The organism is Bradyrhizobium sp. CIAT3101, from assembly GCF_029714945.1.
In the GTDB taxonomy this organism is placed as follows: Bacteria; Pseudomonadota; Alphaproteobacteria; order Rhizobiales; family Xanthobacteraceae; genus Bradyrhizobium.
On record NZ_CP121634.1, the window covers coordinates 4347147 to 4372248 of the forward strand.

Genomic DNA, 25102 nt, shown 5'->3' on the forward strand with positions numbered 1-25102 from the left:
GCTAGCTTGCCTCGCGGCGGCGGGCTTCGTTGCCGTCGCGCTGGGCGAGGCGGCTGCGATGGAGCGCGAACAGCTCCATGACCTTGTCGGCGGGCTTTGCGGCGCTGAACAGATAGCCCTGCATCTCGGTGCAGCCGAGCGTGCGCAGCAGCCGCTGCTGCTCCTCGGTCTCGACGCCTTCGGCCGTGGTCGCCATGCGGCGGGCGCTGGCGAGATTGACCACGGCCTGGACGATGCTGGCGGAGCCGTCGGGACCGGCGATGTCGTTGACGAAGCAGCGGTCGATCTTGATCTTGTCGAACGGGAAGCGGTGCAGATAGCTCAGCGAGGAGTAGCCGGTGCCGAAATCGTCGAGCGCGATGCGGACGCCGATGGCGCGGAGCTGGTGCAGGATCGCAAGTGCGGTCTCGTCGTCGCGGATCAGCACGGCTTCGGTGATCTCGAGCTCGAGCCGGCTCGCCGGCAGATTGGAGGCGGCCAGCGCCGCCATGATCTTCAGCGCCAGCGTGCCGCTCTTGAACTGGACCGGTGAGACGTTGACGGCGAGGCGGATATCGTCGGGCCAACCGGCGGCGTCGCGGCAGGCAGTCGCCAGCACCCATTCGCCGATCTCGTTGACCAGCCCGGTATCCTCGGCGATCGGGATGAACTCAGCCGGCGAAACCATGCCGCGCTCGGGGTGGTGCCAGCGCACCAGCGCCTCGCAGCCGGTGATGCGGTCGTCCTTGAGGCTGAGACAGGGCTGGTAATAGACCTCGAGGCCGCCGTAAGCGATGGCGTGGCGCAGATCGATCTCCAACTGGCGCCGCTCGCGCACCTTGGCGTCCATCTCCGGCTCGAAGAAGCGGAAGGTGCGACGTCCGGCGGACTTGGCGGCGTACATCGCCATGTCGGCGTTCTTCAGGATCTGGTCCAGCGCGGTGCCGTGTCCCGGTGCCAGCGCAATGCCGATGCTGGCGTCGGTAGTGAGATGATGGCCCATGCAGTCGAACGGCGTGCGGATCGCCGCGAAGACGCGGGCAACGAGCTCGTTGACCTGGTCCTGCGAGGTCACGGCGCTCTGCACGATCGCAAATTCGTCGCCGCCGAGCCGCGCCACGAAATCGGAGGGGCCGGCGCAGGCGCGCAGGCTCTCCGCCACCGACCTCAACAGCTCGTCGCCGACGAGATGGCCGAGCGCGTCGTTGACGCCCTTGAATTCGTCGATGTCGATGTAGTGCACTGCGAGCTCTTCGCCGTCGACGATGGCGAGAAGCTCTCCGCGCAGATGTTCGTGGAACATGGCGCGGTTCGGCAGGTCGGTCAGCGCGTCGTAGTGCGCGAGATGGGTGATGCGCTCCTCGATACGGCGACGTTCGGTGATGTCTTCGTGGGTCGCGACCCAGCCGCCGTCGCCGAGCGGCTCGTTGACGATCTGGATCGCGCGGCCATCGCCGGTCTCGACCACCATGGAGTTGCGCACGTGGATGTCACGCAGCACCCGCGCGACATACTGCTCCACGTCGCCCGGGAATGAACCGGTGGCCTTGCGGTGCAGGATGATGTCGCGGAAGCTGTAGCCGGGCTTCACGATCTCGGGCGACAAGCCGTACATCTCGATGTAGCGCTGGTTGCAGATCACGAGCTTTTGCGAGGCGTCGAACAGCAGCAGGCCCTGGGTCATGTTGTTGACGGCGCGGTCGAGGCGCTGCTTCTCCAGCGTCAGCCGCTCACGGGACATGCGGTGCTGTGCCAGCAGCTTGCGCACGATCGCGATCAAGAGGCCGGCGATCGCGAGCGCAGACGCGCCGGCGACCGAAATCAGGATGCCGATCTGCTCGCGCCAGTCGGCAAGCGCCGCTGCGCGCGTGGTCGTCGCCATCATCAGGATCGGGAAGTGTGGCAGGGCCCGCGCCGAGACCAGCCGGTCCTCGCCGTCGACCGGGCTCACGAAGCGTCCGGCGAAGTGATCGAGCGCGAAAACCTTCTGCTGCTCGAACGTGCCGTTCCTGAAATTGTGCCCCATCATTTCGTTGGAATGCGGGAAGCGGGCAAGCAGGGTGCCGTCCCGGTGCAGCATCGAGATCGTGGCACTTTCGCCGAGCGCGACGGACCCGAAGAACTTCTCGAAATTGGCCGGCTCGATGCCGCGCCCGACAACACCCATGAATTCGCCGTGCGCTCCCATGACCTTGCGCACGATCAGGATGGTCCAGGCGCCGGAGATGCGGCTGTACACCGGTTCGATCAGCACGTCGGGCGCCTGCGGATCGTAGCGGAAAGTGCGGAAATAGGCCCGATCGGCCACGTTGACCTTCGGGGCCGGCCATGTCGTCGAGGAGTTGATCACATTGCCATCGGCGTCGATGATGTTGACGCCGCCGATGTAAGGCAGCGCCTCGATCTTCGAACGCAGCATCTGGTGCACATCCTGGCCGGCGAGGCGCCTGCGATAGTCCTCCGCGGTCGTGATTCCGGTCGCGCGCACATGGCCGACGAAATCCTTCTGGATGACCGCGAAATCCTGCAATTGCTGATCGAAATGGTGGGCGAGCAGCAGCACGGTGTTTTCCAGCTCGCGGCCGGAATTGCGTAGCGCGCGCTCGCGGAAATTCTGCGCCATCAGCACCGCGCCGACGGCGATCGCAGCGATCAGGAGTGTACCGCCCACCACCAGCCAGCGGATCGGTCCGCTGCGGACGAAGGCCTGGTCGAGGAGGCGACTGCCGTATCTCGTTATCATGTCGATTGCCGTACACACGTCAGGGTCAATTCACGACCCCCGTAACATCCGTCGGTTTACGGGATCGATGTGGAGGCGACGTTAGGAAGCGCGGTTAACGCGACATAAACCGCAACATACAAATGCGATCGATGCGCACGGCGAGAGGTGTGCAGGTTTTGCCTGCGCCGATCGGGATGCCGGACAGTTCTTGCCGGTCACGGCGACGTCAACCCGTGCTTAACCATCTAACGTGTTGACGGTCCTCGCTGCCGCGCTGGCGCGCGATTTGCAAACTGACCGGCGAACCGCGCTCACAGCGACGCGGAGAGGATACGATCATGAAAAAGACTTTGAACATTTTCTGGGCCGACGAATCCGGCGCGACCGCGATCGAGTACGGCCTGATCGCCGCCGGCATCGCGCTCGCCATCATCACCGTCGTCAACGGCATGGGCAGCAAGCTCAGTGCAAAATTCGGCTCGATCAGCTCGTCGCTGAAGTAGCAACCTTGGTCAGGCGCGGTAGTGGCCCGACTTGCCGCCGAGCTTCTCGATGAGCTGGATGCCCTCGATGCGGACGCCGCGCTCCACCGCCTTGATCATGTCGTAGATGGTGAGGCAGGCGACGGAGACCGCCGTCAGGGCTTCCATCTCGACGCCTGTGGGGCCGGTCACCTTGACGCTGGCACGCACCACGCAGCCCGGCAGCCTGGCGTCGGGCTCGATGTCGACGGTGACCTTGGACAGCGCGAGCGGATGACACAGCGGGATCAGCTCCGAAGTGCGCTTCGCCGCCATGATTCCGGCGATACGCGCGGTGCCGAGCACGTCGCCCTTCTTGGCATTGCCGGAGACGATCAGGTCGAGCGTCGCCTTTTCCATGACGACACGCCCTTCGGCGACGGCCAGCCGCTCGGTCGCGGCCTTGTCCGAGACGTCGACCATCCGCGCCTCGCCGGAGGCGCTGATATGGGTGAGGGCAGGGCTCGCCTTGTCCGACGGCTTGGCCTTCGGTTTGGTCTTCGGTTTGGTCTTGGACGGCTTGCGCGCCATATCAGCGCGTGCCCGTGGCGCGGGCCTTGGTCTCGCGCGCGAGCAGCGTGCGCGTCGCCGCGGTGACGTCGGCCTGCCGCATCAGGCTCTCGCCGACCAGGAAGGTCGACATGCCGACGCTTTCGAGCCGGGCGAGATCGGCCGGCGTGAAGATGCCGCTCTCGCCGACCATCAGCCGGTCCGCAGGGATCAGCGGCGCCAGCGTCTCGCTGGTCGCGAGCGTCGTCTCGAAGGTGCGCAGATTGCGGTTGTTGACGCCGATCATCGGCGAGCGCAGCTTCAACGCCCGCTCGAGCTCGGCGCGATCGTGGATCTCGATCAGCACGTCCATGCCGTAGGCGATTGCGGCGTCCTCGAGGTCCTTGGCGGTGGCGTCGTCGAGCGCAGCCATGATGATGAGGATGCAATCGGCGCCGTGGGCACGCGCTTCGACGACCTGATAGGTGTCGAACAGAAAGTCCTTGCGCAGCACCGGCAGCGAGGTCGCCGCGCGCGCCGTCACCATGAAGTCGAGATGGCCCTGGAACGACGGCGCGTCGGTCAGCACCGACAGGCAAGCCGCGCCGCCTGCCTCGTAGGCCTTGGCGAGCAGGGGCGGATCGAAATCGGCGCGGATCAGCCCCTTGGACGGCGAGGCCTTCTTCACCTCGGCGATCAGCGCGTAGTCGCCATTGGCATGCTTGGCCTTGATCGCGCGCACGAAGCCGCGCGGCGCGCCTTGCGCCTTGGCCTTTGCCTCCACTGCCGCGAGCGGCTGAGCACGCTTGGCTGCGGCAATCTCCTCGCGCTTGTAGGCTTCGATCTTGGTCAGGATATCAGACATGACAGGCTCAGCTGTTCGAGACCGCGATCAGATGCTTCAGCCGCGCGCTTGCCGCGCCGCTGTCGAGCGATTTCGCACCGATGGCGACGCCCTCCTTGAGGTCCTTGGCGCGGCCCGCGACGATGAGTGCGGCAGCGGCGTTGAGGAGTGCGACGTCGCGATAGGGGCTCGGCTTGCCGTCGAGCACGCTTTGCAGCGCGACCGCATTGACATCGGCGTCACCGCCCTTCAGCGCACCGGGCTCGCAGCGCGGCAGGCCGGCATCCTCGGGCGTCACCTCGAAGTTCCGGATCTCGCCATTGTGGAGCGCGGAGACGAAAGTCGGGCCGGTGAGAGTGATCTCGTCCAGCCCGTCGGAGCCGTGCACCACCCAGGCGGATTCGGAGCCGAGATTCTTCAGCACCTGCGCCAGCGGCTGCACCCATTGCCGCGAGAACACACCGACCATCTGCCGCTTCACGCCCGCCGGGTTGGACAGGGGTCCGAGCAGGTTGAAGATCGTGCGGGTGGCGAGCTCGACCCGGGTCGGGCCGACGTTCTTCATCGCAGGATGATGAGCTGGCGCGAACATGAAGCCGATGCCGCATTCGCGCACGCAGCGCCCGACCTGCTCGGGTTTGAGGTCGATCTTCACACCGAGCGAGGCCAGCACGTCGGCCGCGCCCGAGCGCGAGGACAGCGCGCGGTTGCCGTGCTTGGCGACCGGCAGGCCGGTGCCCGAGACGATGAACGACGCGCAGGTCGAGACGTTGACCGAGCCGGAGCCGTCGCCGCCGGTGCCGACGATGTCGACGGCGTCCGCGGGCGCGTCGACTGTGAGCATCTTGGAGCGCATCGCCGCGACCGCGCCGGTGATCTCCTCCACGGTCTCGCCGCGCACGCGCAGCGCCATCAACAGGCCGCCCATCTGCGAGGGCGTGGCCTCGCCGGACATCACGGCGTCGAAGGCGGATGCGGCTTCGTCACGCGACAGGCTGGCGCCGGTCGCCACTTTTCCAATGATCGATTTCAGGTCGTCCATCGCGTGCTTTCAACTCACTGGTTCGCGCCGGTCACCTGCGCGAAGGCGGCCTGATTAATGCTGGTCCCGATGTCGGTTTGAAGCTTGTTGACGTAGGAGGCAACCTGCTCGTCGGTCAGCGAGCGGTCAATGCCGTCCTTCATCTTCTTGACGGCGTCGGAGGCGGTATCGACCGCGGGATCGACGATGTCGGTCACGCGGAAGACGATGACTTCGCTGCCACCGGTCACGGGCGCCTGTCCGACGCCATCCTTGGCGGTGCGGAAAGCGGCCGCGACGATGTTCGCGGGCACGCCGGCCGGTGCGTCGTCGCGCTTGAAGCCGCTCGCGGTCTCGACCTTGGCGTTGATCGCAGCCGCCTCGTCAGCGAGCTTGCCGCCCTGTTCGAGCTTCTGCACCATCTCGGTCGCCTTGGCCTTCAGCTTGGTGGCGATCTGGTCCTGGCGCCAGCGCGCCTCGACCTGGTCGCGAACCTCGTCGAGGTTGCGGTCGCGCGACGGCGTGATGGCGAGCACGTCGTACCAGACATAGCCGTTCTTGAACGAGATCGGATCGTTGTCGACGCCGACGTCGCTGTTGAAGGCCTGCGACACCACGTCGAGGCCCTGCGGAATGTTGGCAACGGTCTGCCCGTTCGGCGCACGGCCGGAGCGGTCGACGGCATCGATGGTCACGGCTGTGAGCCCGAGCTTCTGCGCAGCATCGGCGACGCTGGTGCCGGCGCCGCGCTCGTCTTCCATCTTGTCGCGGAGCTCGCCGACCTTGACGCGCGCGCGCTCGGCCGCGATCTGGCGCTTCACGTCGGCGGCAAATTTGGCGTAGTCGGCCTCGGCACCCGGCTCGATCTTGTCGACCTTGACGATCGAGACGCCGAGACGGCCCTGGATCGGCTGGCTGATCTCGCCTGCGGGAAGCGCGAAGGCGGCATCGCCGACGGCGGGTTCGAGTGCGGATTTGGCTACGAGCCCGAGATCGACGTCGGTGGCACTCAATCCGCGCTCCTTGCCGAGGTCCTCGAAGGAGAGGCCGCCGGAAAGGCGTTCGCGCGCGGCCTGCGCGTCGGCAACGTTCGGGAACACGATCTGGTGGATCTGGCGCTTCTCCGGCGTGGAGAGCTGGTCCTTGCGCTGATCGAACAGTTTCTTCGCGTCGTCATCGGAGACGTCGCTCCACTTGGCGATCTCCTCGGGCGAGATCACGGCGAAGACGACCTTGCGATATTCGGGCGCGCGGAACTGGACCTTGTGGTCCTCGAAATAGGCGGCGAGGGCCTCGGGCGAGGGCGGGTCGATCGTGCCTGCCTGCGCGGTGTCGAGCCGGACGAATTCGATCGCGCGCTGCTCGTTCTGGAAGCGGGTTGCGACGTCGAGCATGGCCTTCGGCGGCTCGAGGCCGGCGCCGATCGTGCCGGTGATCTGCCGGCGCAGCGCCACCTTGCGCTGCTCGGCGACGTAGCGCTGCTCGGTGTAGCCGAAATTGCGGATCAGGCCCTGGAAGCGGTTCGGATCGAATTTGCCGTCGACGCCCTTGAAGTTCGGGTCGTTCATGATGAGTTCGCGGATCTGCTCATCGGATTGGCCGAGCCCGAGCCGCCGCGCGTTTTCGTCGAGGGCGGCTTCCGCGATCGTCTGCTGGAGCACCTGGCGGTCAAGGCCGAATGCACGCGCCTGTTCGGGCGTCAGCGGGCGGCCGAACTGGCGCCCGATCTGCTGGAGCCGGTCGGTGTAGATCTGGCGGAACTCGTTCAGCGAAATCTCGGTGTGGCCGACCTTGGCCACCGTGGACTGGCCGAAGCCCTTGAAGATGTCGGCGATACCCCAAATGCCGAAGCTGATGATCAACACGCCCATCACGACGGCCATGATGGTCTTGCCGACCCAGTTTGATGAGGCCTTGCGCATTCCTCGAAGCATTTGGTCCAACTTGTTTGGCAGGAGGGGAACGGGAGCGCGTCTTAATGCAGATTCCGCAGAAGCGCGTCACCAAATTGATATGCCATCATAAAGTGGCACCTTTCCCCCCGCAACCTCAGGTCAGGCCGGCCTTCGAATCTGCGGTTAAAGGTCCCTGGTCTCTGGAACTGCGGCAGTACCTCTGCTAGCGCATGCACAAACCTCAATTTGCTGGACATTGACATGACCGACGCCATCCGACCGCTGATTGCCGGCAACTGGAAAATGAACGGCCTGAAGGCCGCGGCCGCCGAATTCGACGCCATGCTCAATGGCGCGGCAGAGGTGGCCGGCAAGGCCGACCTGCTGGTCTGCCCGCCGGCGACCCTGATCGCGGCTTTTGCGGACAAGGCGCGCGGCAAGAAAGTGGCCGTAGGGGCCCAGGATTGCCATCCCAAGGCCTCCGGCGCCCATACCGGCGATATCGCGGCCGAAATGCTGGCGGATGCGGGTGCGACCGCCATCATCGTCGGCCATTCGGAGCGTCGCGCCGACCACGGCGAGGGCGACGCGCTGATCCGGCAGAAGGCGGAAGCGGCCTGGCGTGCCGGAGCGGTCGCAATCGTCTGCATCGGCGAGACGCAGGCCCAGCGCGATGCCGGCCAGACCCTGGACATCGTCCGCGGCCAGCTCAACGGCTCGCTTCCCGACGGCTCCACGGCCGCCAACCTGGTCGTGGCCTATGAGCCGGTCTGGGCGATCGGCACGGGCCTGACCCCCACGGCCAAGGATGTCGAGCAGATTCATGGCTTTATCCGGGAACTCCTGACCTCCCGGTTTAGGGCGGATGGGGCGGCGATGCGGATTCTTTACGGCGGCTCGGTCAAGCCGTCGAACGCGGCCGAACTGATGGCGGTCAAAAACGTCAACGGCGCGCTGGTCGGCGGTGCCAGCCTGAAAGCAGCCGATTTCCTTGCGATCGCCAAAGGTTGCCCCTAGCTAAGTGAAAGCGCGGCCGTGTCCGATCGGGGGTGGCAAAGCCACTTCCGATCGTGTAACACCGCGCAACTTCAGGAAAACCCGCGAAGCGCGATCGGCCGCCGTCTCGGCGCTGTCGGCTTGTGACGGAAGGATACTATGCAGACTGTTGTCATCGTCATCCACCTCATGATCGTTGCTGTCATGATCGGTGCCGTGCTGCTCCAGAAGTCGGAAGGCGGCGGCCTCGGCATGGGCGGAGGCGCAGGCTTCATGTCGAGCCGTGGCACCGCGAATCTGTTGTCGCGCACCACCGCGATCCTGGCTGCCGGGTTCTTCCTGACCAGCCTGTTCCTGTCCTGGTACGCCGGCTACAACCGCGCGCCGTCCTCGATCATCGGCACACCGGCGTCGCAGACCCAGCCGGGCGGCGCCAACCCGATCACCGCGCCGACGTCGGGCGGTATTCTGGATACGCTGAAGAAGGCGGACGAGCAGCAGCAGGCCCCGGCAGCGCCGAGCGGCCCGCAGGTGCCTCGCTCGCAATAAAGCAGGGGGGCCATGCAGGGCGGAGGCTACCGTCCTGCATCAACAATCCCCATCAAGGCACTGTCACCACACTTAGTTTTGGCTCACCCACAGGCCCGCAGATTCTTTGGGGCGGAATACGAATCGCTTTGGCGAATCGGATTCGAGGGATTAGAGGTTAGGTCCCATGGCGCGGTACATATTCATCACCGGCGGCGTGGTTTCTTCGCTCGGCAAGGGTTTGGCTTCAGCGGCACTCGGTGCCCTGCTGCAGGCCCGGGGCTACAAGGTCCGCCTCCGCAAGCTCGACCCCTATCTCAACCTCGATCCCGGAACGATGTCGCCGTATCAGCACGGCGAAGTGTTCGTGACCGATGACGGCGCGGAGACCGATCTCGATCTCGGTCACTATGAGCGCTTCACCGGGCGGCCTGCGACAAAGCAGGACAACATCACGACGGGGCGCATCTACCAGGACATCATCTCGAAGGAGCGCCGCGGCGATTATCTCGGCGCGACCATCCAGGTGGTGCCGCACGTCACCAACGCGATCAAGGAATTCGTCCTCTCCGGCAATGACGATTACGATTTCGTACTGGTCGAGATCGGCGGCACCGTCGGCGACATCGAAGGCCTGCCGTTCTTCGAGGCGATCCGCCAGCTCAAGAACGAGCTGCCGCGCGATCACGCCATCTACATCCATCTCACGCTGCTGCCTTACATCCCGAGCGCGGGCGAACTGAAGACCAAGCCGACGCAGCACTCGGTGAAGGAGCTGCGTTCGATCGGCATCCAGCCGGACATCCTGCTCTGCCGCACCGATCGCGAGATTCCGAAGGAAGAGCGGCGCAAGCTCGGCCTGTTCTGTAACGTGCGCGAGAGTGCCGTGATCGAGGCGCGCGACGCCGACAGCATCTACGCCGTGCCCGAAGCCTATCACGCGGCAGGCCTCGACGACGAAGTGCTCGCCGCCTTCGGCATCGAATCGCGCATCCCGCCGGTGCTCAAGAGCTGGCACCAGATCAACGAGCGTATCCGTAATCCCGAGGGCGATGTCACCATCGCCATCGTCGGCAAATACACCGGCATGAAGGATGCGTACAAGTCGCTGATCGAGGCGCTCTCGCATGGCGGCATCGCCAACAAGGTGAAGGTCAATCTCGACTGGATCGAGAGCGAGATCTTCGAGAAGGAAGATCCGGCGCCGTTCCTCGAGCACGTCAACGGCATCCTGGTGCCGGGCGGCTTCGGCCAGCGCGGCGCGGAAGGCAAGATCAAGGCGGCGCAGTTCGCGCGCGAGCGCGACGTGCCGTATTTCGGCATCTGCTTCGGCATGCAGATGGCTGTCATCGAGGCGGCGCGAAACCTCGTCGGCATCGAGGAGGCCAACTCCACCGAGTTCGGTCCGACCAAGGAGCCGCTGGTCGGCCTGATGACGGAATGGCTGCGCGGCAATGAGCTCGAGAAGCGCTCGCAGGCCGGCGATCTCGGCGGCACGATGCGGCTTGGCGCATATCCCGCCGCGCTCAATCGCGGCAGCCGCGTCTCGCAGGTCTATGGCGGCGCGACCGAGATTTCGGAACGCCATCGCCATCGCTACGAGGTCAACACCGCCTACAAGGACCGCCTCGAGCAGCACGGCCTGAAATTCTCCGGGCTCTCGCCCGACGGCGTGCTGCCGGAGATCGTCGAGTACGAGGATCACCCCTGGTTCATCGGCGTCCAGTTCCACCCCGAACTGAAGTCGCGGCCGTTCGAGCCGCACCCGCTGTTCGCCTCGTTCATCGCAGCGGCGGCGAAGCAGAGCCGGCTGGTGTAGCCGGCTCCGCTGTTCCCAAAAACCATTCTGACTCGCGCGGTCGCGCTACGCAGCCGCGATGTCCATCCTGCGACAGAAGCAGGACGCCTTGATCGGGAACTCCGCCCGCGCCTGAGCGAGATCAAGCCGCTGCCTGATCAGCGGTGTCTCGGCCTTGTCGCCGCGCCGCACTAGGCACTCGTGCAATCCGTGAAGCGACCACAGATTGTCCGGATGCTGACAGGCACGGCTTAGCTTTCCATCGAGGCCAAGGTCGGAACGGTACACCGCTTCGGCTTCCTCGATCCGGCCCTGCTCCAGAAGCAGCGCGCCGAGTGCGTGGCGCGGCGGCTGCATCCATCCCCAGGGCTCGTCATAGGGCAGGGCGTCGCTGAGCGCGACCGAACTGCGCAGCTCCGCGAATGCCATGTCGTAGTTGCCTTTGCGATATTCCAGCTCGCCATTCAGCATGGCTTCGGCCACGGCGAGCAGGTTCACGACCTTGTTGTTGTGCACGAGCCGGCTCTCCGGCACCCGCGTCTTCGCCTGCGTGAACAGTGCCTTTTCGTTTTCGGCCTCAGTGACGTGGCCAAGCGCCGAGTGAGCCACCGCCTTGGCGTAGTGGATCATGGCGGTCACCGAGCAGTACAACTCGCGATCCTCCGGCAGCTTTTGAGCAATGATGTCGTTCCATTTGCCGAAGCGCACGAGAACGTGCTGCTTCATCGTCAGATAGCCTTCCAGGAAGTCCGCCATCGGCGGCGACTGAACGCGCAGCACCGGCTCGGGCACGCTCGCAATGAGTTCCTCGGCTGCCGCAATGGCGGGAGCGTACTGGCCCAGGAACATCGCACCGTAGATTGCGAAGTGGAAATTGTGAATGACGTAGACCAGATAGACACCCGGATCGTCCGAATAAGCGAGGAATTTTCGATCCGTCGCCAGCGCCTTCTGGTTATAGAGCAGTACGTCGTTATACTGCCCGCACAGCACATCGAGATGCGTCGGCATGTGGATCAGATGCCCGCTGTCGGGCATGATCGCACGCAGCCGGTCACCGGCCCGCATCGCCCGTTGCGGGACCGGCGACATCTCCATGAGATGAACGTAGAGATGCAGCAGCCCTGGGTGATCCCACGCAGCCGGCATCCTGTCGAAAGCCTGTTCGAGAACCGCCCTGCATTCCTCGGTGCCCGCTCCCGCGGTGGGCTTTCCGGTGGCGAGGTCCCACATCAGCCATGGCGTCTCGTTCATGATCGCTTCGGCGAGGATGGCTCTGACATCGAGATCATCGGAATATGTCTTGAAGACCTTGCGCATCTCGTGCGTGAAGGCCTTGTCCCACGGCGCCATGTCGTCGATTGCATCGCGCTGGGGATAGCGCGCAGACAAGGCACGGATCAGTGCTTGCTCGATCGCGCTTGCCTTGCCCGCATGCGCGAGCGCCCCCTGCGTCGCGTCGTAAGATGCCGCGAGTGCCAGTTGCCGGCCGTGTGCGTCATAGCGAACCCAGGGCAGGTTGTAGTTGGGGCCGGCGGCGTAGCCGATGCCCCAATGCGCCATCGCACAGTTTCCGTCGGATTCGAGCGCTTTGCGAAAACACTTGATCGCTTCGCCGTGGTTGAAACCGAACACCCAGTTGAGCCCCCGGTCGAACCAGAGTTGGGCATCGGGGGACGACGTGGTGATTTTGCGGCTGTACGGTCCGAGATCAAAATAGGTCATTGGTTTTGCCTCCCTTGATCGTGTCGGCCGCGCCGCCGTTTGCCTTGGGCGTACCTTGGGCGTCCGCGCCGGCCGACGGAAGACCGCGCCGCGACAATATCAAGAACAGTGGCCGGGCGCTATTGAGCCCGTGCTTGCCTTGCGTCTTTCGCGCCCACGTCCGGGTAAGCTCTGCGCGAAGCGTTGCGATCGGGGAGGCGGCCGGTTTAACAATCCGCTTCCGCTGAGACCGGCGGTGAAATCGCCGGCGCCAGCGATCCCGCAACGAGCGTCATCTGCGGCCGACGCGTCAGCTTGTAGACGGCGGCGGGCGGCACGTTCAGGAAGGCGCGGTCCACCAGCGTTGCGCGCAGGCCGAGACGATCGAGCACCGGTCGCGGGATCGGGCAGCTCATTCCGTAGGTGAACTGGTAGAAGGCGCCGCCAGGGCGGACATAGCTGAATGCGCCGCCGAGAATCGAAATGACCTTGCGCGTCGACATGTTGAGCAGCGGCAGTCCGCTCACGACCGCGCCGACGGGCGCGCCGTCATAGAGCCGCTCCGTCGCCAGCCGCGCCGCATCCATCCACAGCACGCGCGCGCCGGGGAAGCGCATCTGCAAGAGCTTCATGAAGTCCGAGCCGTATTCGATCAGCGTGAGATCCTGTGGCCTGACGCCGCGCTTCAGGAGCTTGTAGGTGAACGCGCCGGTGCCTGGACCGAGTTCGAGGATCGGGCCGGTCTTCTCGGTGATCTCGCGCGTGATGAGATCGGCGAGCGCCGCACCCGATGGCGCGATGGCGCCGACCCGACGCGGGGAAGACATCCAGGACAGGAAGAAGGAGAGGAAATCGTTGGGCATGCGCACTCCGGCATCTCGATGGCGCCTCCTGGGATCAGAGGTGAGGCGGATGCACTGTCGCGGGAGCAGATTGCGACAGCATTGCGCAGTGAGCCGCGAACGCGGATTGAATCAAATCTGCGGGCCTGGCCGCAGCGTCATTCTGAAGCAGGTGCCGCCGTCGATGCCATCGGTGACCGAGATCTGCCCGCCATGCAGGAGCACGATCTCGCGCACCATGTTGAGACCAAGGCCGGCGCCGCGATCGAGCGGCGAGAGGCGATAGAACGGCTCGAAGATCTGCTCGCGTTGATCGCGTGGAATGCCGGCGCCTTCGTCGGTGACCTCGATGCAGGCAGGCTTGCTCACGCGGATGCCGATCGTGCCGCGGCGAGGGCCGTGCTGGATCGCGTTCTGCACGAGATTGGTCAGCGCGCGCTCCAGCGCGGCGGCATCGCCGATCGTCTCGATCGGTGATGAGGGCGCATCGAGCGCCAGCTCGTAGCCTGCGGCGATCGCGAGCGGCGCGAGGTCGGCTGCCGCGCTTTGCGCCATCGCGACGAGATCGATGCGCGTGAAGGGATGACCGCAGCGGTCGAGCCGCTGGATGTCGAGCAATTGCTCGGCAAGCGTCGCCAGCCGCGCGGCGTCCTCCAGCAGCCGGGTCTTGTCCGGACCGGAGGGGAGCGATTCCAGCCGCGTGTTCAGGATCGCGATCGGCGTGCGCAATTCGTGCGCGGCATCCGCAACAAAGCGCTTGTGACGGGCATAGCCCTGGTCGAGCCGCGCCAGCGCGTCGTTGACCGCAGTGACCAGCGGCACGACCTCCAGCGGAATTCGTTCCACCGACAGCCGCGCGCCGCGCTGATGGATGTCGATGCGCCGCGCCTGATCCGCGGTGGTATCCAACCCCCTGAAGGCCCGTTGCACGATCATCGGCGTCGCAATGAAGGTCGCGGTACCCATCACGAGCAGACCGGGCAGGGCGATGCCGAGAAACGCCAGCGAGGTCATCAACAGCGCCTTGGCCCCGGTCAGCCGGCCCTGCGTCGCCGTGATGATCTGCACATTGCCGGCGTCGGTCTCGACGCGCTTCAGCCGCGCCGCCGGCTTGCGTGGATCGTCCTCGAACATCTGCCAGCCGAGCCGCGCCTGGCTGATCTGGTCGAGGCCGCCGCCGATCGCCGCGAATTCCGGCGGCACGGCGCCTTCGGTCAGGGAATGTCCTTGCCGGTCGCGGACCAGAAACCAGAGGTCCGACGTTTCAGCACGCAGCTGCTTCAAATCGGGCGTCGACCGCAGGATCAGGTCGCCGTCCGCATTATGCGCGAGCGCGCGCTGCACGACATCGATGACGCGATCCTCGTCGCGCTCGGCGAGCACGAAGCCCGAGGCGCAGAGCGCACCGACGACGACGGTAACCAGCGCCAGCAACAGTGCGGCCTGGAGCGCAAGCAGGCGCCAGCTCAATCGCGAGCGCAGGCAATAGGGATCGTCGTGCCTGCTCATGGCAACTTCTTCAGGAGATAGCCGACGCCGCGAATGCCGTGGATCTCCACGCCGGCATCGGCATCGCTGAGCTTGCGCCGCAACCGCGAGATATGCGTGTCCAGCGCATTCGATTGGATCTCGTCGTCAAAATTGTAGACGGCCTCTTCGAGCGCCGAGCGCAGCACCGTGCGGCCCATTCGGCGGATCAGGGCTTCGAGCACCAGCAGCTCGCGACGTGGCAGCTCGAACGGCTGGCCGTCGATGCTGGCCTCGCGGTGGCCGACATCGAAGGCGATGCGGCCGGCACGGATCACGTCGGGAGACAGACCCGCGGGCCGCCGCAGCACGGCACGAAGCCGCGCCAGCAATTCCTCGACGGCGAACGGCTTGGCGAGATAGTCGTCGGCGCCGCTGTCGAGCCCGGCGATGCGGTCGGCAAGCTCGCCGCGTGCGGTCAAGACGATGATCGGCACGCCGTCGGCGCGTGCCCGCAGCTTCGGGATCAGGGCGAGGCCGTCGCCGTCGGGCAACTGGCGGTCAAGCAGGACGGCGGCATGGACGTCGGCGGAAATCGCTTCCTCGGCGTCCGCAAGCGTGGGGGCGTGATCCACCACCATGTCGTAGCGCCGCAGCGCCGACGAAAGCGCTGTGGCCATCTCCGCCTCATCCTCGACGAGCAAAATCCGCATGATCCGGCACCTCAACCGCATTGAGCCCTTCTAGCGGCCCGATCATTACGGCAGCATTGCGGGAAATGATCCAGCCATGCGCGAAACGCCGCGGGGGGCGGCTGGGCAGGGCCCAAGACAGCCTCAGGGCCGGCCGCTATAACCGCCGCACCTGTTCAGGGAGCAAAACAACAATGATCTACGAGATGCGCGTCTATCACTGCCTGCCCGGCCGCCTGCCGGCGCTGCTGAAGCGGTTTGAGACGGTGACGCTGAAGCTGTGGGAAAAGCACGGTATCAAGCAGGCCGGCTTCTTTACGACGCTGATCGGTGCATCCAACCAGCAGCTGACCTATTTCCTGGCCTGGGAGTCGCTTGCCGACCGTGAGGCGAAGTGGGGCAAGTTCATGACGGACCCCGACTGGATGAAAGCCCGCGCCGAGAGCGAAGCGGACGGCCAGATCATCGACAATATCGTCAGCCAGCTGCTGACGCCGACCGCCTTCTCGTCGGTGAAATAGCGCCCGTCCGGCATGGGTTGCGACGGGGACTTCCCGCGCAACCCTGATATTCTGATAGCCCGGGCCGAATGGGGTTGATCGGCCCCTCATCACCGCTATGGTCGCGGCGAAACGAGGGAATTGGCCTTGAACTCTTCATCATCCGCGGCTCCGGTCGTCAGCGTCGGCACGGTCAAATTCGGCAACGATCTGCCAATCTCGATCATTGCCGGGCCGTGTCAGCTCGAAAGCCGTCAGCACGCGCTCGAGGTCGCCTCCGCGCTGAAGGAGATCGCCGCGCGGCTGAAGATCGGCCTCGTCTACAAGACCTCCTTCGACAAGGCCAACCGCACCAGCGCCTCGGCGCAGCGCGGCCTCGGCCTGGTGCAGTCGCTCCCGATCTTCGCCGAGATCCGGTCCTCGCTCGGCCTGCCGGTGCTGACCGATGTGCACGATGCCGCGCAATGCGCCGACGTCGCACAGGCCGTCGACATCCTGCAGATCCCGGCCTTCCTGTGCCGGCAGACCGATCTGCTGCTGGCCGCGGCCGCAACCGGCAAGGTCGTCAACGTCAAGAAGGGGCAATTCCTCGCCCCCTGGGACATGACGAATGTCGTCGCCAAGATCACCAGCGCCAACAATCCCAACGTGCTCGTCACCGAGCGCGGCGCCTCCTTCGGCTACAACACGCTGGTCTCCGACATGCGCGCGCTGCCGATCATGGCCCGCACGACCGGTGCGCCGGTGATCTTCGACGCGACCCATTCGGTGCAGCAGCCGGGCGGGAAGGGCGCCTCCTCCGGCGGCGAACGCGAATTCGTACCGGTGCTGGCGCGCGCGGCCGTCGCCGTCGGCGTCGCCGGCGTCTTCATCGAGACTCACCCCGATCCCGATCGCGCGCCTTCCGACGGTCCGAACATGGTGCCGCTGCGCGAGTTCGAAGGGCTCATCGCTAAGCTGATGGCGTTCGATGCGGTGAGCAAGGGCCAAGCGCACTGATGCACGAGCCCGTGGCCAGGCCGTCGTCCGACCAGAAGTTTCCACCCGCGATCAACATCATCGCGCTTGCGAGCTTCTCGGCGGCGTTGTCCACGCGCGCGCTCGATCCGGTGCTGCCGCATGTCGCGGAGGAATTTTCGATCAGCATCACGACCGCGGCGAGCATCGCGGCCGGCTATGCCCTGATCTACGCGCTGATCCAGCCGCTCGTCGGCGCTGCGGCCGATTTGTTCGGCAAGGCGCGGCTGATGACGTTGTGCCTGGCGCTGCTCGGTGTCGCCTGCATTCTGGGCGCGCTCTCGACATCCTTCTCGGGCCTGTTCGCGAGCCGCATGCTCGCCGGCATTGCCTCGGGCGGCGTGTTTCCGGTTGCGCTCGGCCTCACCGCGGACCTCGTCGCGCCGGCGAAGCGACAGGTGGCGATCGGGCGCACGCTGGCGGGTTCGATGACCGGCAATCTGCTCGGCGCGACCGCCTCGGGCATCATCGGCGATCTCGTCGGCTGGCGCGGCGTGCTCGTGATCATCGGCGCGCTCGGGCTGATCGCCGCCGTCGCGGTCGCGGCGGGCTTTCGTGGCGCCGCCCTGACGGCGCCGCCGAAGAGCGATCTGAAGACCTTGCGGCAGGGTTATCGCACCATCCTCGCCAATCCCAACGCGCGCTATTGCTATTCGGCCGTGTTCGTCGAGGGCTGCTGCGTGTTCGGCCTGTTTCCCTTCATCGCCGCCTTGCTATTCGATCTCGGCGAGACCTCGCTGTCGATCGCGGGCATCGTGATCGCGGGTTTCGCGGTCGGCGGTCTCTTCTACACGTTCACGGTCTCGCGCTTCCTGCCGCGGCTGGGCGTCAAGGGCATGATGATCGCAGGCGCGAGCCTCGTCGCGCTCCAGCTCGCAGCACTCGCCCTTGGGCCCGGCTGGAAAGTCCAGTTCGCCATCATGCTGCTGATGGGCTGGGGCTTCTACATGATCCACGGTTGCCTGCAGGTGTTCGCCAGCGAACTGTCGGTCGAGGCGCGGGCGACGGCGATGTCGCTGCACTCGTTCTTTTTCTTCATGGGCCAGACGGTCGGCCCGCTCGCCTACGGGTTCGGGCTTGCCCACACGGGCAAGGCACCGACCCTGGTCGCCAGTGCCGTGCTGATGGTGCTGCTGGGCCTAGCCTGCGCTGCGCTGCTCAAGCCGCGGGCACCGTCCGATGCGCGCGCCTGAGGGCCGCATTTCGCTGCCGATCCCCGTATTTTCCCGTGGGACGGCGGTAGCCAAACCCCTTCAATCTTAAATCAAATCTCATGCTTCGCTCCGTAGAGTGCCGTCCGAACCGCTAGCCGGCGGCAACATCTGTGGATCAGTCGATGCAAAAACAGCGTTCGGTCGCCCGCATTCTCGGAGCGGTGGTTGGGTCTCTCGGTCTCATCCTCGTCGTCATCTGCGCCTACGCCCTGAAGCTGGCGGTGACGCGCTATTCGGACAGCAACCGCATCGTCTCGCTCACGATTGCGAGCCGCGACCTGACCAACACGCTGGTGATCTTTCGCCTGGAGCGCGGTGACACGCTGAGCTATCTGGCCTCGGCCTCGCCCGCGCCCGACAGCGTCATGAGCAGCCTCTCCGAGCAGCGCGCCACCGTGCAGAAGAATTATGCGCAGGCCCTGCAGAGCCTCGCCGCGGTCGATGCGCCCGGCCTCAGCGAGAAGCTCGACAAGCTCCGCGGGATCTGGGCGCAGCTCGAGGAGCTGCGGCCGCGCGCGATCACTGCGCTGAAGCAGGAGAAGGGGGCGCGTGAAGCCAGCCTGCAGCCGAGCTGGGCCAAGATCAGCGACGGCTTCATGGATGCGATCGGCGACGTCACCGCCCATGTCGACAATGCGATGACGCTGATCGACCCCGTGGTCGATCGCCTCCTGATCGCCAAGCAGGCCTCCTGGCAGGCCCGCGCCAATGCCGGCCAGACCATTCTCGTCCAGTTCTCCTCGATCCTGGCCAACAAGACCTGGACCGCGGCGGACGGCGTTACCTTCGCCGATCTGCGCGGTCGCATCCAGCAGTCCTGGCTGGTGGTGCGCGACCTCAGCCCGAACGTGGCCTCGCCCGAGCTGTTGCAGGCGATCCGCACCGCCGAGCCGGAAATCTCCGGCGCGCTCAGCGACGAGCGCAATGCGATTGCGACCAAGCTGCTCGCCGGTGAGCCTGCCGGCGTTGCCGGCATCGACTACCGTGACCGTCAGCTTGTCGGCGCCAACAACGTCGTCATCGTCACGCAGACCGCGCTGGCCAACATGATCTCGCGGGCCGAGGAGGGCGCCTCGCGCGCCCGTTTCACCCTGATCCTGTTCGGTCTCCTGATGCCGGCCTCGCTGGCGCTGATGATCGGTGGCCTGATGCTGATGCGCAACCGCGTGACCCGGCCGTTGACCGCGATCACCGGCGTGATGACGCGCTTTGCCGATCGTGATTTCGCGAGCGACGTCCCGGGTCTCGACCGCAACGATGAGATCGGCCGCATCGCGTCGGCCTTACAGGTGTTCAAGGAGGCCATGATCAACGCCGAGCGCCTCTCGGGCGATCAGGCGGCTGAGCGCGCCGACAAGGAGAAGCGTGCGAGCGAACTCACGGGGCTGGTGCGGCAGTTTGAAAGCCGGATCGGCCAGATGGTGCAGACGTTGTCGAGCGCCTCGGGCGAGCTGGAGACGACGGCGCGCTCGATGTCGGGCACCGCGGCGGAAGCCCAGGCTCAGGCCGGCTCGGCCTCGACGCTGGCCGACCAGGTCGGCGGCGGCGTGCAGACGGTTGCGGCGGCGGCCGAGGAGCTCAATGCCTCGATCCGCGAGATCAACCGCCAGGTCGAGCAGGCGAGCCGCGCCACCGAGCATGCGGTCGTCACCGTCAGGGAGACCGACAGCACCATGCGCGCGCTCGCCGACGGCGCCGACCGCATTGGCGAGGTCATCGGCCTCATCACCTCGATCGCGGGCCAGACCAATCTGCTGGCCTTGAACGCGACGATCGAAGCCGCCCGTGCGGGCGAATCCGGACGCGGTTTTGCGGTCGTGGCGAGCGAGGTGAAGAACCTGGCGTCGCAGACGGCGAAAGCGACCGAGGAGATCAGCGCCCAGATCACGGAGATCCAGGGCGCGACGCAGAAGGCGGTCTCCGCCATCGACGGCATCGTCAAGACCATCGAGGAAGTCTCGACAATCAATCGCACCATTGCGGCGGCGATCGAGGAGCAGAACAAGGCGACCGCCGAGATCGCCAACACCGTGCAGCACACGGCCGAAGCCACCTCGACGGTGACGCGCAACATCGCAACCGTCTCGTCGGCCGCGAACGAGACCGGCCGCGCGGCCTCCGGCGTGCTGAAGGCGGCCGCCGACCTGTCGAGCCAGTCGTCATCGCTGACGGGCGAGGTCGACAGCTTCATCACCAGGGTGCGTGAGGTGGCCTAAGGCGCTGATCGGAACAGCAGCTGGACACTGAGCCTGCTGCAAACGTGGTCGCAGAACGCGCGAAATGAGCGCGTCGCTGCGCCATGAGGGATATCGAGATTAAGATAAAAGCGAATAGACCGGGGCCGAGGATCGGATCATATTCGCAGGCATCACTTGCGAGGGGCAGGCGGGGGCAGGCAGCAGGGAGCCACCGAATGTACGCCAATATTCTCTTGAGCACCGATGGTTCGGATGTCGCAAGAAAAGGTGTCGAGCATGGAATTGCTCTGGCAAAGGCCTTGAAGGCCAAAGCGACAATCGTCACCGTGACTGAACCGCTGCCGATCGATTTTGGCGGCGGACACGATTCGGGATGGGTTCCGTCGCAGCGAGAGGTTGATAGTTTTGATGCGGCCTGCAGGGAGCGGGCAGGCAAAGTGCTCGATGAAGCGCGAGCCATGGCCGAGCGGAGCGGGCTGTCGGTCGAACTCGTCCACGTCCCCAATGCGCACCCGGCCACTGCGATCGTCGAGACGGCAAAGTCTGGAGGCTGCGACTTGATCGTCATGGCCTCTCATGGGCGGCGCGGCCTCAGAAAGCTGTTTCTGGGAAGCCAGACGTCCGAAGTTCTCGTCAACGGAAGCGTACCGGTCCTGGTCGTGCCGTAGTCGCCGCCAGGCCTGACGGCCGCGACGCGCTATTTTGCGCCGTCCGCCGAGATCGGCTCCATGCCGCTCGCGATGATCGCCTCGTGCGCCGCGGGTGAGGAAAGGAACTTGATCAAGGCGCGGCCAGCCTCTTGTTCCTTGGAGACGGTTGCAATCCCGGCCGAGAAGATCGTGATCTGCTGAATTTCCTTGGGCAGGGGGCCGACGATGTCGATGCCCTTCACGGGCTTCAATTCGCTGATCTGCTGGAAGCCAAGCTCGGCTTCGCCGCGCGCGACGATCTCGCCGACCGGCGTTGCCGGAATCTTTCGCGCCTTGTCCTTCATGGCTTCAGCGATGCCGAGCTTGTTGAACATCTCGGTCGAAACGTAGACGCCGCTGGCGCTGTCGGAATAGGCGATCGTCTTCGCCTCCAGCAACGCGCGCTTGACCGCGTCGACCGAGCTGATGTCCGGCTTAGCCGCGCCCGATTTCACGGCGACCCCGATTGGCGACCGCGTCAGGTCGACCTGGCTGCCGGCCACGACCTTGCCCTTGCCGACGAGATCAGTGAGCGCGTAGCCCACCATGATCAGCACGTCTGCCGGCTCGCCGCGTTCGAGCCGGACCGGGATCGCGTTGGCGGTGGTGCCCATCGACGGCCCGTAGGCGGTCAGCACCTTGTTGCCGGTGGCTTTCTCGAACTCCGGCACCAGCGCCTGATAGGCCGCCGTCAGTCCGCCCGAAATCATCACGCGGACCTCGGCAGCCTCCGACGCGCTGGTCAAGCAGAGGACGCCGAGAAGGCCCAGGGCAAACTTCAGGGCGAGGCCACGGAATTTCGCAGACATCGATGTCATCGTCATTGGTCTCCAACTAACCCCGGCCGCGATAGGGCGCGACGCCTTGCTCGGGCACCCACAGGCCCTTCGGTACGCGGCCGGTCTGCCAGAACACGTCGATCGGGATGCCGCCGCGCGGGTACCAGTAGCCGCCGATGCGCAGCCATTTCGGTTTGATCTCGGAAGCGATGCGCTTGCCGATCATCACGGTGCAGTCCTCGTGGAAGGCGCCGTGGTTGCGGAAGCTCGCGATGTAGAGTTTGAGCGATTTCGACTCCAGCAGCCATTGGCCGGGCGCGTAGTCGATCATCAGATGGGCGAAATCGGGCTGGCCGGTCACCGGGCAGAGCGAGGTGAATTCCGGCACGGTGAAACGGACCAGATAATCGGTGCCGGCTTGCGGATTGGGCACGCGGTCGAGCTTGGCCTTCTCGGGCGCGTCGGGCCATTCCACGGCACGGCCGAGTTGCAAGCTGGGTGAGTTGTTCGATTTGCTGGGTTTTTTCGACATGAGGCCGCCTCCGGTGCGGCCCTCTTAGCCAATCATCGCCCGGCCGTCACCCGGCCTTTTCCGCTTCGATGCATTGCGGTAGAAGCAGCCGCGAACTGCCCCCTTTGTTCCCCGAAAAGAGGCTCCTCATGACCGCCATCATCGACATCATCGGCCGCGAAATTCTCGATAGCCGTGGCAATCCCACCGTCGAGGTCGACGTCGTGCTGGAAGATGGCGCGCTCGGCCGCGCCGCCGTGCCGTCGGGCGCCTCCACCGGCGCCCATGAGGCGGTCGAGCTGCGCGACGGCGACAAGGCCCGCTATCTCGGCAAAGGCGTTACCAAGGCGGTCGGCGCCGTCAATGGCGAGATCTTCGAGGCCCTGAGCGGCCTCGATGTCGAGCAGCAGGCCCAGATCGACCAGATCATGATCGATCTCGACGGCACCCCCAACAAGAGCCGGCTCGGCGCCAACGCCATCCTCGGCGTCTCGCTCGCCTGCGCCAAGGCGGCCGCGAACTCGCTCGACATGCCGCTCTATCGTTACGTCGGCGGCACCTCGGCGCGGCTCCTGCCGGTGCCGATGATGAACATCATCAATGGCGGCGTACATGCCGACAACCCGATCGACTTCCAGGAGTTCATGATCCTCCCGGTCGGCGCGTCCTCCTTCGCCGAGGGCCTGCGCTACGGCGCGGAAGTGTTCCACACGCTGAAGTCGGAGCTGAAGAAGGCCGGCCACAACACCAATGTCGGCGACGAAGGCGGCTTCGCCCCGAACCTGCCGTCGGCGGACGCCGCGCTGGAGTTCGTCATGAACGCGATCGGCAAGGCCGGCTACAAGGCGGGCGCCGACATCGTGATCGGGCTCGACTGCGCCTCGACCGAGTTCTTCAAGGATGGCAAGTATGTCTATGAAGGCGAAGGCAAGACCCGTTCGGTCTCCGAGCAGGCCAAGTACCTTGCCGACCTCGTCGGCCGCTATCCGATCGTCACGATCGAGGACGGCATGTCGGAGGACGACATGGACGGCTGGAAGGAGCTGACCGACCTCGTCGGCAAGAAGTGCCAGCTCGTCGGCGACGATCTCTTCGTCACCAACGTCAAGCGTCTCGCCGAAGGCATCAAGGCCGGCCGTGCCAACTCGATCCTGATCAAGGTCAACCAGATCGGCACCCTGACCGAGACGCTCGCCGCCGTCGAGATGGCGCACAAGGCCGGCTACACCTCGGTGATGTCGCACCGCTCGGGCGAGACCGAGGATTCGACCATCGCCGACCTCGCGGTCGCCACCAATTGCGGTCAGATCAAGACCGGCTCCCTTGCACGTTCGGATCGCACCGCCAAATACAACCAGCTCCTCCGCATCGAGCAGCAGCTCGGCAAGCAGGCGCTCTACGGCGGCAAGGCGGCACTGAAGGCGCTGGCATAAGCCAGCGTCTCAACAAGGACAGGGGAGGATCGACATGAGCGACGGCAAGACCGGACTGCAACTGCGTTCGCTGATCAAGACAAGCGGAGAGCTCGAGATCCTGCTTCTGGACGTGCCGACCCCGAGCCCGCGGACGACGAGGTCGTCGTCCGCATCGAGGCGGCGCCGATCAACCCGTCCGACCTCGGCCTGCTCGTCGGCGCGGCCGACATGAGCACGGCCAGGGCGTCCGGTACGAAAGAGGCGCCCGTCATCACCGCGAAGGTGCCTGACGGTGCGATGCGCGCAATGGGCGCGCGGCTCGACCAGTCTTTGCCGGTCGGCAATGAAGGCGCCGGCGTCGTCATCAAGACCGGCTCGTCCGATGCCGCGAAGGCGCTGATGGGCAAGACGGTCGCGATGATCGGCGGCGCCATGTACGCGCAGTACCGGACCCTGAAGGCGAGGGACTGCCAGCCGCTGCCCGAGGGCACGACGGCGGCCGAGGGGGCGTCCTGGTTCGTCAATCCGCTCACCGCGCTCGGCATGACCGAGACGATGCGGCGCGAAGGCCACAAGGCGCTGGTGCACACCGCGGCCGCCTCCAATCTCGGCCAGATGCTGAACAAGATCTGCATCAAGGATGGCATCGCGCTCGTGAACATCGTGCGCAACCAGGAGCAGGCGGACATCCTGAAGAAGATCGGCGCCAAGCATGTCGTCGATTCCAGCAAGCCGAGCTTCCTCGACGATCTCACCAATGCGCTGGTCGAGACCGGCGCCACGATCGCCTTCGATGCCATCGGCGGCGGCAAGCTCGCCGGCGACATCCTCAACTGCATGGAAATCGCGATCAACAAGACCGCGAAGGAATACAGCCGTTACGGCTCCAGCGTGCACAAGCAGGTCTACGTTTATGGCGCGCTCGATATCCGTCCGATCGAATTGCCGCGTGGCTTCGGCATGGCCTGGGGCGTTGGCGGCTGGCTCCTGACCCCGTTCCTGCAGAAGATCGGACCAGCCGATATCGGCCGTCTGCGTCAGCGCGTGGTGAGTGAATTGAAGACCACCTTTGCCAGCCACTACACCAAGGTGGTGTCGCTGCAGGAGGCGCTCGATCCCGCCAACATCGCGGTGTACGGCAAACGCGCCACCGGCGAAAAATTCCTCATCAACCCAAATAAATCTTCGTGATCTGCGGCGGCAGCTCAACCAAAAGAGGTCTTGCCTTCTGAGCGAAGCGGGAGATTATTCCGCCGCGTTGAAAGCGGAAAAACCGCA

Annotated in this window: 21 protein-coding genes and 1 pseudogene; 11 read left to right on the top strand and 11 right to left on the bottom strand. The window is 65.3% G+C overall.

What is annotated here, in order from left to right:
* Position 1: 1 nt before the first annotated feature.
* The gene (locus tag QA645_RS20470; protein WP_283052625.1) at positions 2-2722 is read right to left on the bottom strand and encodes an EAL domain-containing protein; all 2721 of its coding nucleotides are present in this window, start codon (positions 2720-2722) and stop codon (positions 2-4) included.
* Between the two features lie 320 nt (positions 2723-3042).
* Here QA645_RS20470 and QA645_RS20475 point away from each other — a divergent pair, with 320 nt between their 5' ends.
* Positions 3043-3207, top strand: coding sequence for a Flp family type IVb pilin (locus QA645_RS20475; RefSeq protein ID WP_283052627.1), 165 nt, complete (start codon positions 3043-3045; stop codon positions 3205-3207).
* A 9-nt stretch (positions 3208-3216) separates the two neighbouring features.
* Here the strand turns inward: QA645_RS20475 and moaC are convergent, their stop codons facing one another.
* The 4 genes from moaC to QA645_RS20495 are packed head-to-tail and all read right to left on the bottom strand — an operon-like array spanning position 3217 to position 7513.
* The gene (moaC, locus tag QA645_RS20480) at positions 3217-3756 is read right to left on the bottom strand and encodes a cyclic pyranopterin monophosphate synthase MoaC (protein ID WP_283052628.1); all 540 of its coding nucleotides are present in this window, start codon (positions 3754-3756) and stop codon (positions 3217-3219) included.
* 1 nt (position 3757) lies between these two features.
* A complete protein-coding gene (gene trpC, locus QA645_RS20485; protein WP_283052630.1) occupies positions 3758-4579 on the bottom strand; it encodes an indole-3-glycerol phosphate synthase TrpC in 822 nt (273 codons plus the stop codon).
* Between the two features lie 7 nt (positions 4580-4586).
* Entirely contained in the window at positions 4587-5600 is a 1014-nt protein-coding gene (gene trpD / locus QA645_RS20490) for an anthranilate phosphoribosyltransferase (RefSeq protein WP_283052632.1), read from the bottom strand.
* 14 nt (positions 5601-5614) lie between these two features.
* The gene (locus QA645_RS20495) at positions 5615-7513 is read right to left on the bottom strand and encodes a SurA N-terminal domain-containing protein (protein WP_283052634.1); all 1899 of its coding nucleotides are present in this window, start codon (positions 7511-7513) and stop codon (positions 5615-5617) included.
* A 222-nt stretch (positions 7514-7735) separates the two neighbouring features.
* On the opposite strand from QA645_RS20495, the gene tpiA reads away from it, so the two are divergent.
* From tpiA to QA645_RS20510, 3 genes are all read left to right on the top strand, one after another.
* A complete protein-coding gene (tpiA, locus tag QA645_RS20500) occupies positions 7736-8491 on the top strand; it encodes a triose-phosphate isomerase (protein ID WP_283052636.1) in 756 nt (251 codons plus the stop codon).
* 138 nt (positions 8492-8629) lie between these two features.
* Positions 8630-9019, top strand: coding sequence for a preprotein translocase subunit SecG (gene secG / locus QA645_RS20505; protein WP_254131753.1), 390 nt, complete (start codon positions 8630-8632; stop codon positions 9017-9019).
* 166 nt (positions 9020-9185) lie between these two features.
* Positions 9186-10817 carry a CTP synthase gene (locus QA645_RS20510; RefSeq protein ID WP_254131752.1) on the top strand — a complete coding sequence of 544 codons (1632 nt, stop codon included), beginning with the start codon at positions 9186-9188 and terminating at the stop codon, positions 10815-10817.
* A 45-nt stretch (positions 10818-10862) separates the two neighbouring features.
* On the opposite strand, the gene QA645_RS20515 is transcribed toward QA645_RS20510, so the two are convergent.
* The 4 genes from QA645_RS20515 to QA645_RS20530 form a co-directional block, all read right to left on the bottom strand.
* Complete coding sequence (locus QA645_RS20515) at positions 10863-12521, bottom strand: hypothetical protein (RefSeq protein ID WP_283052641.1); 1659 nt, start codon at positions 12519-12521, stop codon at positions 10863-10865.
* 206 nt (positions 12522-12727) lie between these two features.
* On the bottom strand, positions 12728-13363 hold the full coding sequence (locus tag QA645_RS20520) for an rRNA adenine N-6-methyltransferase family protein (protein ID WP_254131750.1): 636 nt from the start codon (positions 13361-13363) through the stop codon (positions 12728-12730).
* A 111-nt stretch (positions 13364-13474) separates the two neighbouring features.
* Entirely contained in the window at positions 13475-14851 is a 1377-nt protein-coding gene (locus QA645_RS20525; protein ID WP_283052643.1) for a HAMP domain-containing sensor histidine kinase, read from the bottom strand.
* Complete coding sequence (locus QA645_RS20530; RefSeq protein WP_254131748.1) at positions 14848-15522, bottom strand: response regulator transcription factor; 675 nt, start codon at positions 15520-15522, stop codon at positions 14848-14850. The genes QA645_RS20525 and QA645_RS20530 overlap by 4 nt, the downstream gene beginning before the upstream one ends.
* A 173-nt stretch (positions 15523-15695) precedes the next feature.
* Here QA645_RS20530 and QA645_RS20535 point away from each other — a divergent pair, with 173 nt between their 5' ends.
* The 5 genes from QA645_RS20535 (at position 15696) to QA645_RS20555 (ending at position 21098) form a co-directional block, all read left to right on the top strand.
* On the top strand, positions 15696-16022 hold the full coding sequence (locus QA645_RS20535; protein WP_254131747.1) for an NIPSNAP family protein: 327 nt from the start codon (positions 15696-15698) through the stop codon (positions 16020-16022).
* 126 nt (positions 16023-16148) lie between these two features.
* Complete coding sequence (gene kdsA / locus QA645_RS20540) at positions 16149-17000, top strand: 3-deoxy-8-phosphooctulonate synthase (RefSeq protein ID WP_283052645.1); 852 nt, start codon at positions 16149-16151, stop codon at positions 16998-17000.
* Positions 17000-18211, top strand: coding sequence for an MFS transporter (locus QA645_RS20545; protein WP_283052647.1), 1212 nt, complete (start codon positions 17000-17002; stop codon positions 18209-18211). Before kdsA ends, QA645_RS20545 begins: the two co-directional genes overlap by 1 nt.
* Positions 18212-18354: 143 nt before the next feature.
* Positions 18355-20448 (top strand): HAMP domain-containing methyl-accepting chemotaxis protein, encoded by a 2094-nt coding sequence (locus QA645_RS20550; protein WP_254131744.1) that lies wholly within the window; start codon positions 18355-18357, stop codon positions 20446-20448.
* 197 nt (positions 20449-20645) lie between these two features.
* A complete protein-coding gene (locus tag QA645_RS20555; protein WP_254131743.1) occupies positions 20646-21098 on the top strand; it encodes a universal stress protein in 453 nt (150 codons plus the stop codon).
* Between the two features lie 29 nt (positions 21099-21127).
* On the opposite strand, the gene QA645_RS20560 is transcribed toward QA645_RS20555, so the two are convergent.
* Together QA645_RS20560 and queF are read right to left on the bottom strand one after the other, a co-directional pair.
* Positions 21128-21937 (bottom strand): substrate-binding domain-containing protein, encoded by an 810-nt coding sequence (locus tag QA645_RS20560; protein ID WP_283052650.1) that lies wholly within the window; start codon positions 21935-21937, stop codon positions 21128-21130.
* Between the two features lie 16 nt (positions 21938-21953).
* Positions 21954-22430, bottom strand: a complete 477-nt coding sequence (gene queF, locus QA645_RS20565) for a preQ(1) synthase (protein ID WP_254131741.1) — start codon at positions 22428-22430, stop codon at positions 21954-21956.
* A gap of 128 nt (positions 22431-22558) precedes the next feature.
* Between queF and eno the strand changes: the two genes are divergently transcribed.
* Positions 22559-23842, top strand: coding sequence for a phosphopyruvate hydratase (gene eno, locus QA645_RS20570; protein ID WP_254131740.1), 1284 nt, complete (start codon positions 22559-22561; stop codon positions 23840-23842).
* Positions 23843-23876: 34 nt separating this feature from the next.
* Positions 23877-25015 (top strand): annotated as a pseudogene (locus QA645_RS20575) (zinc-binding dehydrogenase).
* Positions 25016-25102: the final 87 nt, after the last annotated feature.

Bases quoted from the DNA above. Each gene is read 5' to 3' on its own strand.
- QA645_RS20470 (WP_283052625.1), bottom strand. From the start codon at position 2,722: ATGATAACGAGATACGGCAGTCGCCTCCTCGACCAGGCCTTCGTCCGC.
- QA645_RS20475 (WP_283052627.1), top strand. From the start codon at position 3,043: ATGAAAAAGACTTTGAACATTTTCTGGGCCGACGAATCCGGCGCGACC.
- moaC (WP_283052628.1), bottom strand. From the start codon at position 3,756: ATGGCGCGCAAGCCGTCCAAGACCAAACCGAAGACCAAACCGAAGGCC.
- trpC (WP_283052630.1), bottom strand. From the start codon at position 4,579: ATGTCTGATATCCTGACCAAGATCGAAGCCTACAAGCGCGAGGAGATT.
- trpD (WP_283052632.1), bottom strand. From the start codon at position 5,600: ATGGACGACCTGAAATCGATCATTGGAAAAGTGGCGACCGGCGCCAGC.
- QA645_RS20495 (WP_283052634.1), bottom strand. From the start codon at position 7,513: ATGCTTCGAGGAATGCGCAAGGCCTCATCAAACTGGGTCGGCAAGACC.
- tpiA (WP_283052636.1), top strand. From the start codon at position 7,736: ATGACCGACGCCATCCGACCGCTGATTGCCGGCAACTGGAAAATGAAC.
- secG (WP_254131753.1), top strand. From the start codon at position 8,630: ATGCAGACTGTTGTCATCGTCATCCACCTCATGATCGTTGCTGTCATG.
- QA645_RS20510 (WP_254131752.1), top strand. From the start codon at position 9,186: ATGGCGCGGTACATATTCATCACCGGCGGCGTGGTTTCTTCGCTCGGC.
- QA645_RS20515 (WP_283052641.1), bottom strand. From the start codon at position 12,521: ATGACCTATTTTGATCTCGGACCGTACAGCCGCAAAATCACCACGTCG.
- QA645_RS20520 (WP_254131750.1), bottom strand. From the start codon at position 13,363: ATGCCCAACGATTTCCTCTCCTTCTTCCTGTCCTGGATGTCTTCCCCG.
- QA645_RS20525 (WP_283052643.1), bottom strand. From the start codon at position 14,851: ATGAGCAGGCACGACGATCCCTATTGCCTGCGCTCGCGATTGAGCTGG.
- QA645_RS20530 (WP_254131748.1), bottom strand. From the start codon at position 15,522: ATGCGGATTTTGCTCGTCGAGGATGAGGCGGAGATGGCCACAGCGCTT.
- QA645_RS20535 (WP_254131747.1), top strand. From the start codon at position 15,696: ATGATCTACGAGATGCGCGTCTATCACTGCCTGCCCGGCCGCCTGCCG.
- QA645_RS20545 (WP_283052647.1), top strand. From the start codon at position 17,000: ATGCACGAGCCCGTGGCCAGGCCGTCGTCCGACCAGAAGTTTCCACCC.
- QA645_RS20550 (WP_254131744.1), top strand. From the start codon at position 18,355: ATGCAAAAACAGCGTTCGGTCGCCCGCATTCTCGGAGCGGTGGTTGGG.
- QA645_RS20555 (WP_254131743.1), top strand. From the start codon at position 20,646: ATGTACGCCAATATTCTCTTGAGCACCGATGGTTCGGATGTCGCAAGA.
- QA645_RS20560 (WP_283052650.1), bottom strand. From the start codon at position 21,937: ATGACATCGATGTCTGCGAAATTCCGTGGCCTCGCCCTGAAGTTTGCC.
- queF (WP_254131741.1), bottom strand. From the start codon at position 22,430: ATGTCGAAAAAACCCAGCAAATCGAACAACTCACCCAGCTTGCAACTC.
- eno (WP_254131740.1), top strand. From the start codon at position 22,559: ATGACCGCCATCATCGACATCATCGGCCGCGAAATTCTCGATAGCCGT.